Origin of the sequence: Brucella sp. NBRC 12953 (genome assembly GCF_040369775.1) — a bacterium.
Taxonomy (GTDB): domain Bacteria; phylum Pseudomonadota; class Alphaproteobacteria; order Rhizobiales; family Rhizobiaceae; genus Brucella; species Brucella pseudogrignonensis.
Genome location: NZ_BAABSV010000006.1, coordinates 149946 through 166247 on the forward strand (window position 1 = coordinate 149946; position 16302 = coordinate 166247).

Below are 16302 nucleotides of genomic sequence, written 5' to 3' on the forward strand. Positions count from 1 at the left end.
ATGGCCAATATCCTGTTCACCGAAGATCATGAGTGGATCAGCGTCGAAGGTGGCGTTGCCACTGTCGGCATCACGATCCACGCACAGGAACAGCTGGGCGACCTCGTATTCGTAGATCTGCCGGAAGTCGGTCGTACCGTTTCCAAGGGCGAAGGCATCGTCGTTGTTGAATCGGTCAAGGCCGCTTCCGACGTTTATGCTCCGGTCGATGGCGAAGTGGTTGAAGTTAACGACGCCGTTTCGAGCGATCCGGCTCTGATCAATCAGGCTGCAGAAGGCGAAGGCTGGCTGTTCAAGCTCAAGCTTTCCGATGAAGGCCAGCTTTCGGGACTTCTCGACAAGGCTGGTTACGACAAACTTGTAGGATAAAAAGATGACGCAACAGGTTCTCCCCTTTGTTGCCCGTCATATCGGGCCACGCGTAGAAGACGAGCGCGCAATGCTTGCAGCGCTCGGTCTTCCTTCCATGGAAACACTGATCACGCAGGCTGTTCCGGCATCCATCCGCTTGAACCGCGCGCTTGATCTGCCAGCGGCTTTGAGCGAACACGCAGCACTTGCCGAGCTCAATGAAATCATGGGCCGCAATGTGGTGAAGAAGAGCTTCATCGGTGCGGGCTATCATGGTGTGCAGACGCCACCTGTCATTCAGCGCAACCTGTTTGAAAATCCGGCCTGGTACACGGCTTACACGCCTTACCAGTCGGAAATCAGCCAGGGCCGTCTGGAGCTTCTGTTCCACTTCCAGACGCTCGTTGCCGAGCTTTCCGGCCTGCCGGTTGCCTGTGCATCTCTGCTGGATGAAGCAACTGCTGTTGCTGAAGCTGTGGGCGTTGCTGTTCGCCATCACCGGGACAAGCGCTCGCGCATTCTGCTTGCAGGCGATCTGCATCCGCAGAGCGTGGATGTGATCAACACTCGCGCAGAGCCACTTGGCTGGCAGATTGAAGCCGGAAGTGCTGTTGACGACAACACCGCTGCCGTCATCGTGCCATGGCCGGATACGCGCGGCGTTTATGGCGACTTCACCGCTGTCATCGCCGATGCAAAGGCCAAGGGCGCTCTGGTTATCGCTGTTGCCGATCCGCTGGCGCTGACCATTCTGGAAGCGCCTGCCAAGTGGGGCGCTGACATGGCTGTCGGCTCCATGCAGCGCTACGGCGTTCCAATGGGCTTTGGTGGTCCACACGCTGCATATCTCGCAGTATCTGAGCCACTGACGCGTATCATTCCGGGCCGTATTGTTGGTCAGTCGGTCGATGCGCATGGCCGTGCCGCTTATCGTCTGGCTCTTCAGACGCGTGAGCAGCATATCCGCCGCGACAAGGCGACTTCCAACATCTGCACCGCGCAGGCTTTGCTTGCCAATATGGCTGCATCCTTTGCCATCTGGCATGGTCCTGCTGGTCTTCAGGCTATTGCAACGCGTGTTGCCGGTCTTGCGTCTCGCTTCGCAACCGGCCTCAAGGCTGCTGGCGTCGAAATCGCGGGCGATAGCCTGTTCGACACCGTAAGCGTCAAGGTTTTCGGCAAGGCGCAGGCCATTGCTGATGAGGCTGACAAGGGTGGTCGTCTCATCCGCATCATTGATACGGATACGGTCGGCGTCACCTTTGACGAAACCTCGACGGAAGACGATCTTGCAGCACTCGCCGTTCTGTTTGGCGCAAAGCCAGTCGGCAACGACGATCTGCTGACGCCGTCAAAAGGCCGTGGTGAAGGCTTCCTGACACAGGACGTGTTCCATTCGCACCGTTCGGAAACCGAGATGATGCGCTTCCTGCGTCGTCTGGCGGACAAGGATCTGGCGCTAGATCGTGCGATGATCCCGCTCGGCTCCTGCACGATGAAGCTCAATGCGGCAGCAGAAATGATGCCGGTGAGCTGGAACACGGTTGCCAATCTGCATCCGTTCGCGCCTGCCGCACAGACGACTGGCTATGCCAAGATGACCTCGGACGTTGAAGCATGGCTTTGCGAAATCACTGGCTTTGCAGGCGTATCGCTGCAGCCTAATGCTGGTAGTCAGGGCGAATATGCGGGTCTTCTCGCAATCCGTCACTATCACCAGTCACGCGGCGAAGGTCATCGCAACATCTGCCTGATTCCATCGTCTGCACATGGCACCAATCCTGCCAGCGCATCGATGGCAGGCATGAGCGTTGTGGTCGTCAATTGCCGTCCGGATGGCGATATCGACATTGATGATCTGAAAGCCAAGGCTGAGAAGCATCGCGATAATCTTGCGGCGTTCATGATTACCTATCCGTCGACCTATGGCGTGTTCGAAGAAGGCATCAAGGCTTTCTGCGAGATCGTCCATGACAATGGCGGTCAGGTCTATTTCGACGGCGCAAACCTCAATGCACTCGTCGGCCTCGCGCGTCCTTGCGATATTGGTGCTGACGTTTGCCACATGAATCTGCACAAGACCTTCTGCATTCCGCATGGCGGCGGCGGTCCGGGTGTTGGTCCGATTGGTGTGGCCAAGCATCTGGTGCCTTACCTGCCGGGCCATGTTGATCTCGGTTCCAAGCACGCTGTTTCCGCAGCACCGTTTGGCAGTGCATCCATTCTGGTCATTACGTGGATGTATATCCGCATGATGGGCGGCGCGGGTCTCAAGAAGGCAACCGAGGCTGCAATCCTCAACGCCAACTACATCGCGCATCGTTTGAAGGACGCTTATCCGATCCTTTACACCGGCGCGCATGATCGTGTGGCGCATGAGTGCATCGTGGATACGCGTGTTCTGAAAGATAGCGCAGGCATCACCGTGGAAGACGTGGCCAAGCGCCTCATCGACTATGGTTTCCATGCGCCGACCATGTCATGGCCGGTTGCCGGAACGCTGATGATTGAGCCAACCGAGTCTGAGCCGAAGTCGGAAATCGATCGTCTGTGCGATGCAATGATTGCCATTGCAGGCGAAGCGAAGAAAGTTGCCGATGGTGTCTGGCCTGCGGATGACAATCCACTTGCCAATGCACCACACACTGCAGGCGACACTCTGGCAACGGAATGGACACATCCTTACACCCGTGAGGAAGCAGTGTTTCCAGGAAGCGCGTTGAGTGGTGATTTTGACACGACGGCGAAGTACTGGCCGCCTGTCAGCCGCATCGACAATGTGGGTGGCGACAGAAATCTCATCTGTTCTTGCCCGCCGGTTGCATCTTACGGCTGATACAGCTCATCGGTCGTATTTTAACGCTTTGTAAAGCGACAGGTCGGAGCGGTACTCTATCGCTCCGACAGAAATAAAATTACCACGTTTGGACGCAGATTTTGTTTGTCGGCGAAAGAACTTGCAATGCGTTTTTACAGCCGGAAAGATGATGAGAACCATGTTCTTTGACAGTCATTCCTGGCGAGAAAAAAGGCATTGTTTTTGGAAGCGCTGCGGTAACGCGGCGCTTTTTATTTTAGTTCTAACTTACTGAAATTTAGGCAAAAAAAGAGCCGGACTAAAAAGTCCGGCTAAGTTATGAAGGTGCCATAAAGGCAAACCTCCAGAGGGGAACACTTACCGCGCGCAATGGGAGGAGGCGCAAGCGGTAAGCACCTGTCATATGGACCGGTTGCAACCATTCTTCAACCCCTGAAACGCGAAATTTTTGACCATTTCGGAAAATTCTGAAACTTTTCGGAATTTTGACTGTTACAGGCAGCTTATTGGTCAATATTTGTTTCCGTCCGGGCTTTCAGAGTGCTCCAAATCGAAACAATCTCCTGTTGCAATGCCGGGACAGGTGCGACTCGTAAATCGGTCCCCCAAAATTGGGGGATGTATTCGCTCTGGCTGATGGCTAGGATGTTTGTGGGAACATACTGGCATCGCTGCGAACGGGAGAGTTCATGGATTTGCGGCTGCTTCTGCTTATGGTTATCGCCGGGATAGGTTTCGGCGTATTGGCAATTCATTTTCTGGGTGGAGGTGTAAAGCGCAGCATTCTTGCGAGTGACGAAATCGTCAAAGCGCGCTTTCATATCGACTATCCGGAAATCGCAGTCAGTGAGATTTGTTATACGGAAGATCGTCGCACAGCGTTTTTCCCGTTGAGGGAGGCCGAAACGGGGATAGTTCACGGTGTTGGCGATCGGTTTCTTACGCGATGTGTGGCAGCATCAAATGTGCTTGCCCTTGAGGAGAAGGGTAGCGCCGAACTGATATTGCACATGAAGGATTTTACCTGGCCCAAGGCGAGGCTCCTTTTCAGCGATGCTGCAGATCGGCAAAGAGTGATAGACTGGCTTTCAGGCTCAGATGGGGAGAGGGGCCGAAATGGATAGCAATCCGGTATTCTTCGATGTGACGCGTGTTGCAATCCCGCTTTATGTGCTGGGAATTTTGATTGAACTGGTGGCAATCCGCTACTGGCAGCGCAAAGGCGAATTTGAAACGCGCGATGCTTTCACAAGTCTGCTGATGGGAGCAGGCAATGTCGCGGCGGGGCTGCTGCTCGGCTTCGTTTCAGTGACGGCGCTGCTTTGGGTTTGGCAGTTCCGCTTTTTCGATCTTGGGCTGCATTGGTGGGTGTTTGTAATAGCCTTCATCTTCGATGATCTGCGTTATTATTGGTATCACCGGATTGCGCATCGCGTTCGCTGGGTTTGGGCGGAGCACGTCAACCATCATTCCAGCCAGCATTATAACCTCACAACCGCCTTGCGGCAGTCGTGGACCGGCCAAATGACCGGCATGTTCGTGCTGCAGGTGCCGTTGGTTTTGCTCGGATTTCATCCGGCGGTGATTGCCTTCGTTTATGGCTTCAATCTGATTTATCAGTTCTGGATTCACACAGAAGCCATCGACAAACTGCCGAAGCCTATCGAGCTTATCTTCAATACGCCTTCGCATCACCGTGTCCATCACGCAACCAATCCGCGTTATCTCGATGCCAATTATGCAGGCACGCTGATTATCTGGGATCGCATGTTCGGCACTTTTGTTGAAGAATTGCCCGAAGATATGCCACGATACGGCATTGTGAAGAATGTCGGCACATTCAATCCTGTGCGCGTGGCATTCCATGAATGGGTTGGCATGTTCAAGGACGTGTTCTCATCCGGTCTCAGTCTTCGTCAGCGGCTGATGTATATGATTGCGCCACCCGGCTGGAGCCATGATGGAAGCCGCAAAACCTCTAAAGATTTGAAGGCTGACTATGTGAGGCTAAACCCGTCGGAAGCGGGCAAAGCGGGATTGCCCGGAAATATTGAACGGTAATTCGATAGCATTTCGGACGGCAGCCGAGGCTTGATAGCCACAATTCAATAGGTGAAAAGGCTTCACTATGAAGCCTTTTCAAAGGCTTACTGCACCCCCATAAAACTTGCAGCCTCATCAGGGGTGTCTAACTTACATCGCTGTAAGCTTCTGAAATAATTAGAATAATTCTAAAACATTCCCATGGTAGTCAACTTCATTTGGCTTGCAGTGGTGCGCGCGTAGATATAGAAAGATGACTAGAGCATCGGCCCAAAAATCGGAATCGATTTTGGGAAGTAAGATGCGTGTGTTCAATAGTTTAGAGCGTCTTTTGTGCGCCCAAGAGGGCGCATGGCGCTCTAATAGACGAAGGCTCGTGCCGGTTGTGAAGAGTGTCAATCAAGGGGCGGATTGATCACTCCGCCTTTTGGATGAAATCGAATGCTCGTACCATTTCTCATCATGTTCCGCGAAGGCGTGGAAGCTGCGCTAATCGTTGGCATTATCGCGAGCTATCTGCATCAGACCGGGCGCAGCGCCTGGATGCCGGTTGTGTGGATTGGTGTCCTGCTGGCTCTGGCGATGTCGCTGGCAGTTGGCGCAATCCTTCAGCTCGTAAGCGCAGAATTTCCGCAAAAGGCGCAGGAGCTTTTCGAGGCCATTATCGGGCTCATCGCCGTTTTCGTGCTGACGTCCATGGTTTTCTGGATGCGTAAGGCCGCCCGGTCCATCAAGGCGGAACTGCATCATTCCATTGATGCGGCATTTGAAACGCCCACGCATAAGGGCTTCGGCCTGATCCTGATGGTATTCTTTGCTGTGGCCCGTGAGGGGCTTGAGTCGGTCTTCTTCCTGCTTGCCGCATTCCAGCAGAGTGAGGGTGGCGCTGCACCGCTTGGTGCATTGCTCGGCGTTCTGCTTGCCGCTTTGGTTGGTTACGGCATCTATCGTGGTGGCCTGAAACTCAATCTGCGCCGCTTCTTCCGCTGGACGGGTGTTTTCATCCTGATTATCGCAGCGGGCATTCTCGCAAATTCGGTGATGGCGCTGCATGAGGCTGGCATCTGGAACCACTTCCAGACGGTCGTGTTCGACACGAGCGAAATCCTACCGCTCGACAGCACGCTTGGCTCGGTTCTGGCTGGTATCTTCGGCTATATCGCAACGCCGACGATCAGCGAAGTGGTTGCCTATCTCGGCTTCCTCGTGCCTGCGCTCATTATTTTCCTGATGCCATCTTCCGCACCTGCGCAGAGCGCAGCCGCGAAGCACACAGTTTAATCGAAGAGATTTTCCATGACCAAGCCGCAAAGCCCAAAACCTGCTGCACCATTCTCCCGCAACCTCGTGCGAGCGGTTCTGGTGCTGGCCATTCTGCTGATGCTAGCGGCAGGCGCTGCTTTCTATTACGCCTCGCGCGTTTCAGATAAATCGCGCCATGCAGATGGCGATGGCAAAGTGCAGATTGTGGTCAATGCGAAAAGCTGTGATCCAGATGAACTGACGGTTCCGGCTGGGCGCACGGTTTTTGAAATCGTCAACAAGTCTGACCGCTCGGTTGAATGGGAAATTCTCGACGGCGTGATGGTTCTCGAAGAGCGTGAGAATATCGCACCGGGCTTCAAGCAGACACTTTCCGCCAAGCTTTCGCCGGGCGAGTACCAGATTACTTGTGGCCTTCTTTCCAATCCGCGCGGAAAGCTGATTGTGACGCCATCGGCAAGCAGTGAAGCCGAAAAGGGTAAGATGCCGCTAACCGCTTTCCTTGGTGCTTTGGCTGAATATCAGATTTATCTCGCTACCGAAGTTGCGGAGTTCCAGAAGGCTGTTGCAACGCTTTCGGATGCCGTTTCAAGCGGCAATATCGAAGCCGCACAGGCTGCTTATGCACCGGCGCGTGAAGCTTATGCCCGTATTGCTCCCGTTTCAGAAGCTTTCTCTGATCTTGATACAGCGATCAATGCGCGCGCCGATTTCTTTGAAAAACGTGAGCAGGACCCTGCATTTGGTGGCCTGCATCGCATTGAATATGGGCTGTTTGAACAGAAGTCGCTGGACGGCTTGCAGCCCGTCGCCACAAAGCTTGTTCAGGACGCGGCTGGTCTGAAAGATCGTATCCGCGCGTTGCGTATTTCGCCTGACCGGATGCTGGCCGGCACATCGTCAGCGCTCAACCGCTTTGCGTCTACCGCTGCTGACGCAGGCGACGATCGCTACGCACACACAGATTTGCAGGTATTTGCAGGCCTTGTTGAAGGCTCCGCAAAGACGGCGGACGTATTGCGTCCGATCGTTGTAAAAGTCGATCCCAAGGCATTTGAAGGGATTGATGCTCAGGTGTCTGCCGTGAAAGCGCTGCTAAGTGCTCAGAATGGCAAGGCATATGACACGCTTTCTGCTGACGAGAAGGCGCAGATCAAGGACGGCGCGACTGCTCTCGCCGACCAGTTTTCAAAACTCCGCGATCAACTTGGAGTGGATTAATGACCAAGAAATTTTTCAAAGACGATAGTTCTGAAACAGACAACCCAACGTCGCCAGCGCGCCGCGCCCTTTTGCTCGGTGCCGGTGCCACAGGTGTCGCGAGCGTGCTTGCATCGCAGGCGGCTAACGCACGCGCCTCTAACAACGCGCTTTCATCGGAAAGCGTGACGAATGCACCTGAAAGCGACAAGCTGCAGGAGAGCCAGCCATTTTATGGCGTGCATCAGCCCGGCATTGTGACGCCGCGCCCTGCCACTGGTCTCGTGGCCTCTTTTGATGTTCTGGCGCGTGATCGCGCGGGTCTCGAACGCATGTTCAGACTTTTGACAGAGCGCGCAGCCTTTCTCATGAAGGGTGGCGAGCCACCGGCGCTTGATCCAAAGTTTCCGCCATCCGATTCCGGTATTCTCGGGCCGACCGTAACCCCTGATAACCTGACGATCACCGTGGGTCTAGGCAGCTCGCTTTTTGATGATCGTTTTGGGCTCAAGCCGTTCAAGCCAAAGCAGTTGCAGCGCATGACGGGCTTTCCCAATGATGCATTGCAAAAAGATCTCTGCCATGGCGATCTGGTAATCCAGTTCTGCTCGAATACCGCAGACACGAATATTCATGCGTTGCGCGATATTATGAAGAACATGCCTGATCTTCTGATGGTCCGCTGGAAGCAGGAAGGTTCTGTGCCGGTGCAGCCGCCGCATTCACCGAAAGCCAAGGAAAGCGCACGCAACTTCCTCGGTTTCCGCGATGGCTCTGCCAATCCAGATGCCGCTGATAAAGCCTTGATGGATCGCATCGTCTGGATCCAGCCCGGCAAGGATGAGCCGGAATGGGCTTCTCACGGCAATTATATGGCCGTGCGTATCATCCGCAATTTTGTCGAGCGCTGGGATCGCACGCCGCTGCAGGAACAGCAGACAATTTTTGGCCGTCACAAGGATAGCGGTGCGCCATTCGATGGCAAAACCGAAGCTGATGTGCCCGACTATTCAAAAGATCCGGAAGGCAAGGTTACGCCGATGGATTCTCATATTCGGCTGGCCAATCCACGCGATGCCAATGCCGAACAACATCTGATTTTGCGTCGTCCGTTCAACTATTCCAATGGGGTCACGAAGTCCGGCCAGCTCGATATGGGGCTGCTGTTCATCGCTTATCAGGCCGATCTGGAAAAGGGCTTTATCACTGTTCAGAAGCGCCTCGATGGCGAGCCTCTGGAAGAGTATATCAAGCCAATCGGCGGCGGTTATTTCTTCACGCTACCCGGCGTGAAAAATCAAGATGACTTTTACGCAAGTGCTCTTTTGCAGGCGAGTGGGCCGCAGAATGCGCGTGGGTGAGGGTCTTATCACCACGGAGAGGTAAACATGAAATATCGTCTGCCACTGCTCGCGTCGGCTTGTGTCGTCGCCCTGTCTCTCAGCTTCGGTGCTGCAAAAGCCGAAGTGTCCCCACTCGATCTCGTTCAGCCAATTGCTGACTACAAGATTTATGTGCAGGAAAATCTCGATACGCTCGTGAAAGACACCAAGGCTTTCACCGATGCGATCAAGGCTGGCGAACTGGATAAGGCGAAAGAGCTTTATCCGTCTTCACGCGTTTCCTATGAAAAAATCGAGCCAATCGCAGAGCTTTTTGCGGATCTCGATGCTTCTATCGATAGCCGCGCTGACGATCACGAAGATGCAGAGAAGTCGGAAGACTTTACCGGCTTCCATCGCCTCGAATACGGCCTGTTCGCACAGAATTCGACCGAAGGGCTCGATAAATATGCTGACGAGCTCTACGCAGATGTTGTCGAGCTGCAGAAGCGTATCAAGGACATGACCTTCCCACCTGAAAAGGTTGTTGGTGGTGCAGCAGCACTTATGGAAGAAGTTGCCGCAACCAAGATTTCCGGTGAAGAAGATCGCTACAGCCACACGGATATCTGGGATTTCCAGGCCAATGTTGATGGCTCGCAGAAGATCGTCGAACTCTTCCGTCCGCTGATCGAAAAGGAAAATCCTGAGCTTCTGAAGAAGTCGGATGCGAATTTCAAAACCGTCAACGACATTCTTGTGAAATACAAGAGGGGCGATGGTTATGAATTATACGACAAGCTGACCGAGGAAGATCGCAAGGTCATGGCTGGCGCCATCACCACGCTGGCAGAAGATCTTTCGACACTGCGCGGTACGCTGGGCCTGAATTAAGGCATTTACAGCGGTTCCATTTAAGACTGAATCGTTGGAACCGCTGTAACTGATTGTTTTTACGCATTATCTGACGCAAAGCTGTTTCGCGCTTTTGCTGGAAATGCTTTTAAGTTGCACTGAAAATGGCGGGCTTGGCCCGCCATTTTTATTTGTAATGTACGATACTTATAAAGAGATATTGCCCACTGCGATATCAAGCCATAGGCTGGGTTGTCCGGATTCATCGAGGAGGATTGTAAGTCATGACCAAGCTGTCCCGCGCAACGCTCAAGAGCTTCAACAAAGTTGATAAGCCTGGTTATGATCTGGAGGCGCTGACACCGGGAATTGTGCATTTTGGCGTGGGTAATTTCCATCGCGCGCATCAGGCCGTTTATCTCGATGACCTGTTTGGTCTGGGGCTCGATCACGATTGGGCTTTGGTCGGCGCAGGCGTGCGGGCCAGCGACGATGCCATGCGCGATACGCTGAAAGCTCAGGATTGGCTCACCACGGTGGTCGATCAGGAAGCTGAACATTCAGAAGCGCGTGTAACTGCTTCGATGGTCGATTACGTGACTATATCGACGGATGAGGGCCGGAAGGCCTTGATGACCTATCTTACATCGCCGGATATCCGCATCGTTTCGATGACGATCACCGAAGGCGGCTATTATATCGATCCGGCAAGCCAGCATTTTGATCCCGCGCATCCGGATATTGTCTATGACAGCGTTCATACCGACAAGCCGAATACCGTCTTCGGCCTCATCATGCAGGCGCTGAAACTGCGCAAGCAAGCCGAAGTTGAGCCGTTCACGGTCATGTCCTGCGATAATATTCCGGGCAATGGCCATGTTACCGAAGATGCGGTCGTTGGCCTCGCCAAGCTCAGCGATCCGGAATTTGCTGACTGGATTGCGGCCAATGTGGCTTTCCCGAATTCAATGGTTGATCGCATCACGCCGGCGACGGGTGCGCGCGAACGCGATATCGCGCTGAACGAGTTTGAAGTTGAAGATGGCTGGCCGGTCTTCTGCGAAGGTTTCAAACAGTGGGTGGTCGAAGACAAGTTCCCGACCGGACGTCCACGACTGCATAAAGTAGGTGTGATCTTCTCTGATCAGGTCGATGCTTATGAGCTGATGAAAATCCGTATCCTCAACGGCGGACATGCGGCGATTGCCTATCCGGGCGGGCTTCTCGACATCCATTTTGTTCATGAAGCAATGGAAAATCCGCTCATCCGGCAATATCTGGAAAAACTCACCAAGGAAGAAATCATTCCTGAGGTGCCACCAGTTCCAAATACGGTTCTTGAAGACTATCGCCTGCTTATCGACAAGCGTTTTGCCAATCCAAAGATCGGCGACACAATCCGCCGCCTGTGTCTTGACGGTTCCAACCGTCAGCCGAAATTTATTCTGCCGACAGTTTCAGATCGCCTGGCCAAAGGTCATTCGGTCACTGGCCTTGCACTGGTATCCGCTCTCTGGTGCCGCTACTGCTATGGAACGACGGACAGCGGTGCGGTGATCGAACCCAATGATCCGTCATGGGATCGTCTGGTAAAGCAAGCGGTTCTTGCCAAGGATGAACCGGCGCGCTGGCTCGAAATGACCGACATTTTCGGCGCATTAGCCACCAATCCTGCCTATATCGAGGCCTTCTCGGCGGCGCTCAAGCGTATCTGGCAGGATGGCACAGCCAAAACGCTCGAACGCTATCTGGCAGATCAGCCGCTATAAAATCTATCCCGAAAAGTGGAACCAGTTTTCGGGATAGGCGTGAAGTGAACAGTTACAATGCGCCCGGATAAACTCTGACCGGGCGGTTGTCTTTGACAGACTCCATCACCACAAAAGTGGAGGTGCTTGCCACATTGGGCAGGCTCGAGATTTTCTCGCCCAGCACCTCGCGGTAACGCCGGATGTTGGGCGTCCGCACTTTCAGCAGATAGTCGAACGAGCTTGCAATCATGTGGCATTCTTCGACTTCGCGTATCTTTCGCACCGCAACATTAAAGGCGGTGAGGGCCGCTTCGCGCGTGTCCGATAATTTCACGGTCGTAAAAGCGATATGATCAAGGCCAAGCTTTTCGGGATCAATCGCTGCACGAAAGCCGATAATATAGCCTTCATCGACCAATCTTTTGACGCGTGCCTGACACGGCGTCTTGGAAAGACCGACTTTTTTTGACAACTCCGTCATGGCGATGCGACCATCATCGCTCAGCACTTCAAGAATGCGACGATCGAACTGATCCATATCGTCTACAGAGTCTATCTTTCGCATTCAAGCTGCCTCTTAAAGTCGCTTTAATAAGATTGATTTGCCTTTATATGGATCAAATGAAGACAGAATGCAATTTGCGTCGATGATAGTGTGCGACCACATATAAGCATAGTTGAATTGGGCCGAAGCCTGTTTTTGCGAGCATTGCACCATGACTGATAAAGTATCCGCTCACACCACTCCTGTTTTCCAGAACTTCGCGCCGCCAATCCGCGAGAAGACACCTCTGCGCAAGGCGATCACCGATGCCTATCGTCGGCCAGAAGCTGAATGCGTGACCGCGCTGGTTCAGCAGGCGACCCTGCCTGAAGAAACGATCACGCAGATCAGAGCGACCGCTCGCAAGCTGATCGAAGCCCTGCGTGCCAAGCACAAGGGAACGGGCGTTGAAGGTCTGGTGCATGAATATTCGCTGTCGAGCCAGGAAGGCGTGGCGCTGATGTGCCTTGCCGAAGCTCTGCTGCGTATTCCGGATATGGCAACGCGTGATGCGCTGATCCGTGACAAGATTTCCAATGGCGATTGGAAGTCGCATGTTGGCGGCGGTCGTTCGCTGTTCGTCAATGCTGCAACCTGGGGTCTTGTTGTCACCGGCAAACTCACCAACACCGTCAATGACAGCGGTCTTTCGGCAGCGCTTACTCGCCTGATCGCCCGTTGTGGTGAGCCGGTCATCCGCCGTGGCGTGGATATGGCCATGCGCATGATGGGTGAGCAGTTCGTCACCGGCGAAACTATCGATGAAGCACTGAAGCGCGCAAAATCGCTTGAAGAGCGCGGATTCCGTTATTCCTACGACATGCTCGGTGAAGCTGCCACGACTGCTGCCGACGCAGAACGTTATTACAAGGACTACGAGACTGCGATCCACGCGATTGGGCGCGCTTCCGCCGGCCGCGGCATTTATGATGGTCCGGGCATTTCGATCAAGCTTTCGGCGCTGCATCCGCGCTATGTTCGCGCGCAGAGCGAACGCGTCATGGGCGAACTTCTGCCAAAGGTGAAGGCGCTCGCAGCCCTTTCCAAGAAGTATAATATCGGCCTCAACATCGATGCGGAAGAAGCAGACCGTCTTGAGCTTTCGCTCGATCTTCTGCAGAGCCTGATTGAAGATCCTGATCTGGCTGATTGGGAAGGCATCGGCTTCGTGGTGCAGGCCTATGGCAAGCGCTGCCCGTTTGTGCTTGATTTCATTATCGATCTTGCCCGACGCAACAATCGTCGCGTCATGGTTCGTCTCGTCAAGGGCGCTTACTGGGATGCCGAAATCAAGCGCGCGCAGGTTGATGGCCTTGAAGATTTCCCGGTCTACACCCGCAAGGTTCACACCGACGTTTCCTACATTGCTTGCGCCCGCAAATTGCTTGGCGCCCGTGATGTGATCTTCCCGCAGTTTGCAACGCATAATGCGCAGACGCTTGCCACGATCTATCATCTGGCAGGCCCGGACTTCAAAACCGGCTCTTATGAATTTCAGTGCCTGCATGGCATGGGCGAGCCGCTTTATGACGAAGTTGTCGGTGCATCGAAGCTGGGTCGTCCAGCTCGCATTTATGCGCCGGTTGGTACGCATGAAACGCTGCTGGCCTATCTGGTCCGTCGTCTGCTCGAAAACGGTGCGAACTCGTCTTTCGTCAATCGCATTGGCGACAAGAGCGTGTCGGTTGATGAACTGATTGCCGATCCTGCGGAAGTCGTTCGTTCGATGGCCGTTGTCGGTGCGCGTCACGACCAGATCAACCTGCCGGAAGGCCTTTATGGCATTCGCAAAAACTCGGCAGGTTTCGACCTTTCCAATGAAGAGCAGCTGGCAGAACTGAGCGAAACGCTCAAGTCCAATGCTACGCGCGTCTGGACCGCGGAACCGCAGGTTGCGGGTGCCAAGGTTAAGGGTGAAAGCCGCCCGGTTCTGAACCCCGGCGATCATTCTGATGTCGTGGGTACGGTTACGGAAATCGCCGCCGACGATGTTGCGCAAGCAATGAAGGCGGCTGAAAAGGCTGTTGCAAGCTGGTCTCAGGTTTCGCCTGCTGATCGTGCAGCCTGTCTTGATCGCGCTGCCGACATCATGCAGCGTGAAATGGCAGAACTTCTCGGTCTCATCATGCGTGAAGCTGGCAAGTCCATGCCAAACGCTATTGCAGAAGTGCGCGAAGCTATCGACTTCCTGCGTTATTATGCCGAACAGACCCGCCGCACGCTGGGCGTTGCGCACAAGCCGCTTGGTCCGATTGTCTGTATCAGCCCGTGGAACTTCCCTCTGGCGATCTTCACAGGCCAGATTGCAGCAGCTCTTGTTGCAGGCAATCCGGTTCTGGCAAAGCCTGCTGAAGAAACCCCGCTCATCGCAGCGCAGGGCGTGCGTATTTTGCATGAAGCTGGCATTCCGGCCGATGCATTGCAACTTCTGCCGGGCGATGGCCGAATTGGTGCAGCCCTTGTTGCAGCACAGGAAACCTGTGGCGTGATGTTCACCGGCTCGACTGAAGTTGCACGTCTTATTCAGGCGCAGCTTGCGTCGCGTCTACTGCCTAATGGCAAGCCGATCCCGCTGATCGCTGAAACCGGCGGCCAGAACGCCATGATCGTGGATTCGTCCGCTCTTGCCGAGCAGGTCGTGTTCGACGTGATCGGCTCGGCTTTTGACAGTGCCGGTCAGCGTTGTTCGGCTCTGCGCGTTCTTTGCCTGCAGGAAGATGTTGCTGACCGCATTCTGACCATGCTCAAGGGCGCGCTCAAGGAACTGTCCATTGGCCGCACCGATAAGCTGAAAGTTGATATTGGCGCCGTAATTACTGCTGAAGCCAAGGATATCATCGAAAAGCACGTTCAGACGATGCGCGATATGGGTCGTAAGGTGGAGCAGCTTCCGCTTGGACCTGAAACCGGGAAGGGCACCTTCGTTGCTCCAACCATCGTTGAAATCGACAGTCTGCGCGATCTGAAGCGTGAAGTGTTTGGTCCGGTTCTGCATGTTGTGCGCTACAAGCGTAACGACATGGACCGCCTGATTGATGACATTAACGCAACCGGCTATGGCCTGACTTTCGGCCTGCATACGCGTCTTGATGAAACTATCGCTCACGTTGCTGATCGCATCCGCGTTGGCAACGTCTATATCAATCGCAACGTTATCGGTGCGATTGTGGGCGTCCAGCCTTTCGGTGGCCGTGGTCTGTCCGGCACGGGCCCGAAGGCTGGCGGTCCGCTCTATCTTGGTCGCCTCGTTGAAACAGCGCCAATTCCGCCGCGTATGGCTTCGGTTCACACCGATGCCGCGCTCAACGATTTCGCAAAGTGGCTTGGCAATCGCGGCATGAACGAGCTGGCGCAGGCTGCTCGTGAAACCGGCAGTGCTTCTGCACTTGGTCTGAATATCGAGCTTCCGGGTCCGGTTGGTGAACGCAACCTCTATGCGCTTCATGCGCGTGGTCGTATTCTTCTGGTTCCACAGACTGAAACCGGTCTCTATCGTCAGCTGACAGCGGCACTTGCCACTGGCAACGAAGTGGTAATCGACGAGGCTTCCAGCTTGCGCAATGTTCTGAAGGACTTGCCTTCAAGCGTCGCTACGCGTGTTGTCTGGACAAAGGACTGGCAGGCCGATGCGCCTTTTGCCGGTGCGCTTGTTGAAGCAGAGGGCGCACGCCTGACCGATATCAACAAGAAGCTGGCAGCTCTTCCAGGCCCGCTCGTGCTGACACAGGCAGCAACTTCGGCGCAGCTTGCCGAGAGCGCTGATTGCTATTGCCTGAGCTGGTTGCTTGAAGAGGTTTCGACTTCCATCAACACAACGGCAGCAGGCGGTAATGCCAGCCTGATGGCAATCGGCTGATTGGTCTTTAGAGCCCCGATCTGAATGAAAAAGGTCGGTGCTCTAACCGTTTTTATTTGAACCCTAATCTTATCGACCTCGTTTCCAACGGGTCGGATTAAGCTCTAAATCAGTTAGAAAGAGGCGGTCTTCGGGTCGCCTTTTTTGTCTTTGTGCATTATTGCAAGGCTGTGCAGAAACAGAATTATTAGACCGTTTCCAGAATTTTCAGAATGAAATTTACAAAAGCAGATTGACACATAAGCTTAAAAGGCAAAGACTGTGCACAGGCTTGCAAAAAGCCGCAGCGTGGAGGCGCT

Annotated in this window: 11 protein-coding genes; 10 read left to right on the top strand and 1 reads right to left on the bottom strand. The window is 54.1% G+C overall.

Annotated features, from left to right (window positions below):
- The 9 genes from gcvH to ABWV94_RS15765 all read left to right on the top strand — a co-directional run bounded on the left by gcvH (position 1) and on the right by ABWV94_RS15765 (position 11621).
- Positions 1-369 (top strand): glycine cleavage system protein GcvH, encoded by a 369-nt coding sequence (gene gcvH / locus ABWV94_RS15725; RefSeq protein WP_007879538.1) that lies wholly within the window; start codon positions 1-3, stop codon positions 367-369.
- Between the two features lie 4 nt (positions 370-373).
- Positions 374-3187 (top strand): aminomethyl-transferring glycine dehydrogenase, encoded by a 2814-nt coding sequence (gene gcvP / locus ABWV94_RS15730; RefSeq protein WP_353414265.1) that lies wholly within the window; start codon positions 374-376, stop codon positions 3185-3187.
- A 671-nt stretch (positions 3188-3858) separates the two neighbouring features.
- Positions 3859-4293 carry a hypothetical protein gene (locus ABWV94_RS15735; RefSeq protein ID WP_353414267.1) on the top strand — a complete coding sequence of 145 codons (435 nt, stop codon included), beginning with the start codon at positions 3859-3861 and terminating at the stop codon, positions 4291-4293.
- Complete coding sequence (locus ABWV94_RS15740; protein ID WP_353414269.1) at positions 4286-5230, top strand: sterol desaturase family protein; 945 nt, start codon at positions 4286-4288, stop codon at positions 5228-5230. The genes ABWV94_RS15735 and ABWV94_RS15740 overlap by 8 nt, the downstream gene beginning before the upstream one ends.
- 423 nt (positions 5231-5653) lie before the next feature.
- Positions 5654-6493 (top strand): iron uptake transporter permease EfeU, encoded by an 840-nt coding sequence (gene efeU, locus ABWV94_RS15745; RefSeq protein WP_064321829.1) that lies wholly within the window; start codon positions 5654-5656, stop codon positions 6491-6493.
- A 15-nt stretch (positions 6494-6508) separates the two neighbouring features.
- Positions 6509-7696 carry an iron uptake system protein EfeO gene (efeO, locus tag ABWV94_RS15750; RefSeq protein WP_353414271.1) on the top strand — a complete coding sequence of 396 codons (1188 nt, stop codon included), beginning with the start codon at positions 6509-6511 and terminating at the stop codon, positions 7694-7696.
- Positions 7696-9036 (top strand): iron uptake transporter deferrochelatase/peroxidase subunit, encoded by a 1341-nt coding sequence (gene efeB, locus ABWV94_RS15755; RefSeq protein ID WP_231195467.1) that lies wholly within the window; start codon positions 7696-7698, stop codon positions 9034-9036. The genes efeO (ABWV94_RS15750) and efeB overlap by 1 nt, the downstream gene beginning before the upstream one ends.
- Before the next feature lie 27 nt (positions 9037-9063).
- Positions 9064-9891 (top strand): iron uptake system protein EfeO, encoded by an 828-nt coding sequence (gene efeO, locus ABWV94_RS15760; RefSeq protein WP_353414274.1) that lies wholly within the window; start codon positions 9064-9066, stop codon positions 9889-9891.
- Between the two features lie 245 nt (positions 9892-10136).
- Positions 10137-11621 (top strand): mannitol dehydrogenase family protein, encoded by a 1485-nt coding sequence (locus tag ABWV94_RS15765; protein WP_353414276.1) that lies wholly within the window; start codon positions 10137-10139, stop codon positions 11619-11621.
- A 52-nt stretch (positions 11622-11673) separates the two neighbouring features.
- On the opposite strand, the gene ABWV94_RS15770 is transcribed toward ABWV94_RS15765, so the two are convergent.
- The gene (locus ABWV94_RS15770) at positions 11674-12168 is read right to left on the bottom strand and encodes an Lrp/AsnC family transcriptional regulator (protein ID WP_353414278.1); all 495 of its coding nucleotides are present in this window, start codon (positions 12166-12168) and stop codon (positions 11674-11676) included.
- A 151-nt stretch (positions 12169-12319) separates the two neighbouring features.
- Between ABWV94_RS15770 and putA the strand changes: the two genes are divergently transcribed.
- Positions 12320-16003, top strand: coding sequence for a trifunctional transcriptional regulator/proline dehydrogenase/L-glutamate gamma-semialdehyde dehydrogenase (gene putA, locus ABWV94_RS15775; protein ID WP_353414280.1), 3684 nt, complete (start codon positions 12320-12322; stop codon positions 16001-16003).
- Positions 16004-16302 lie beyond the last annotated feature (299 nt).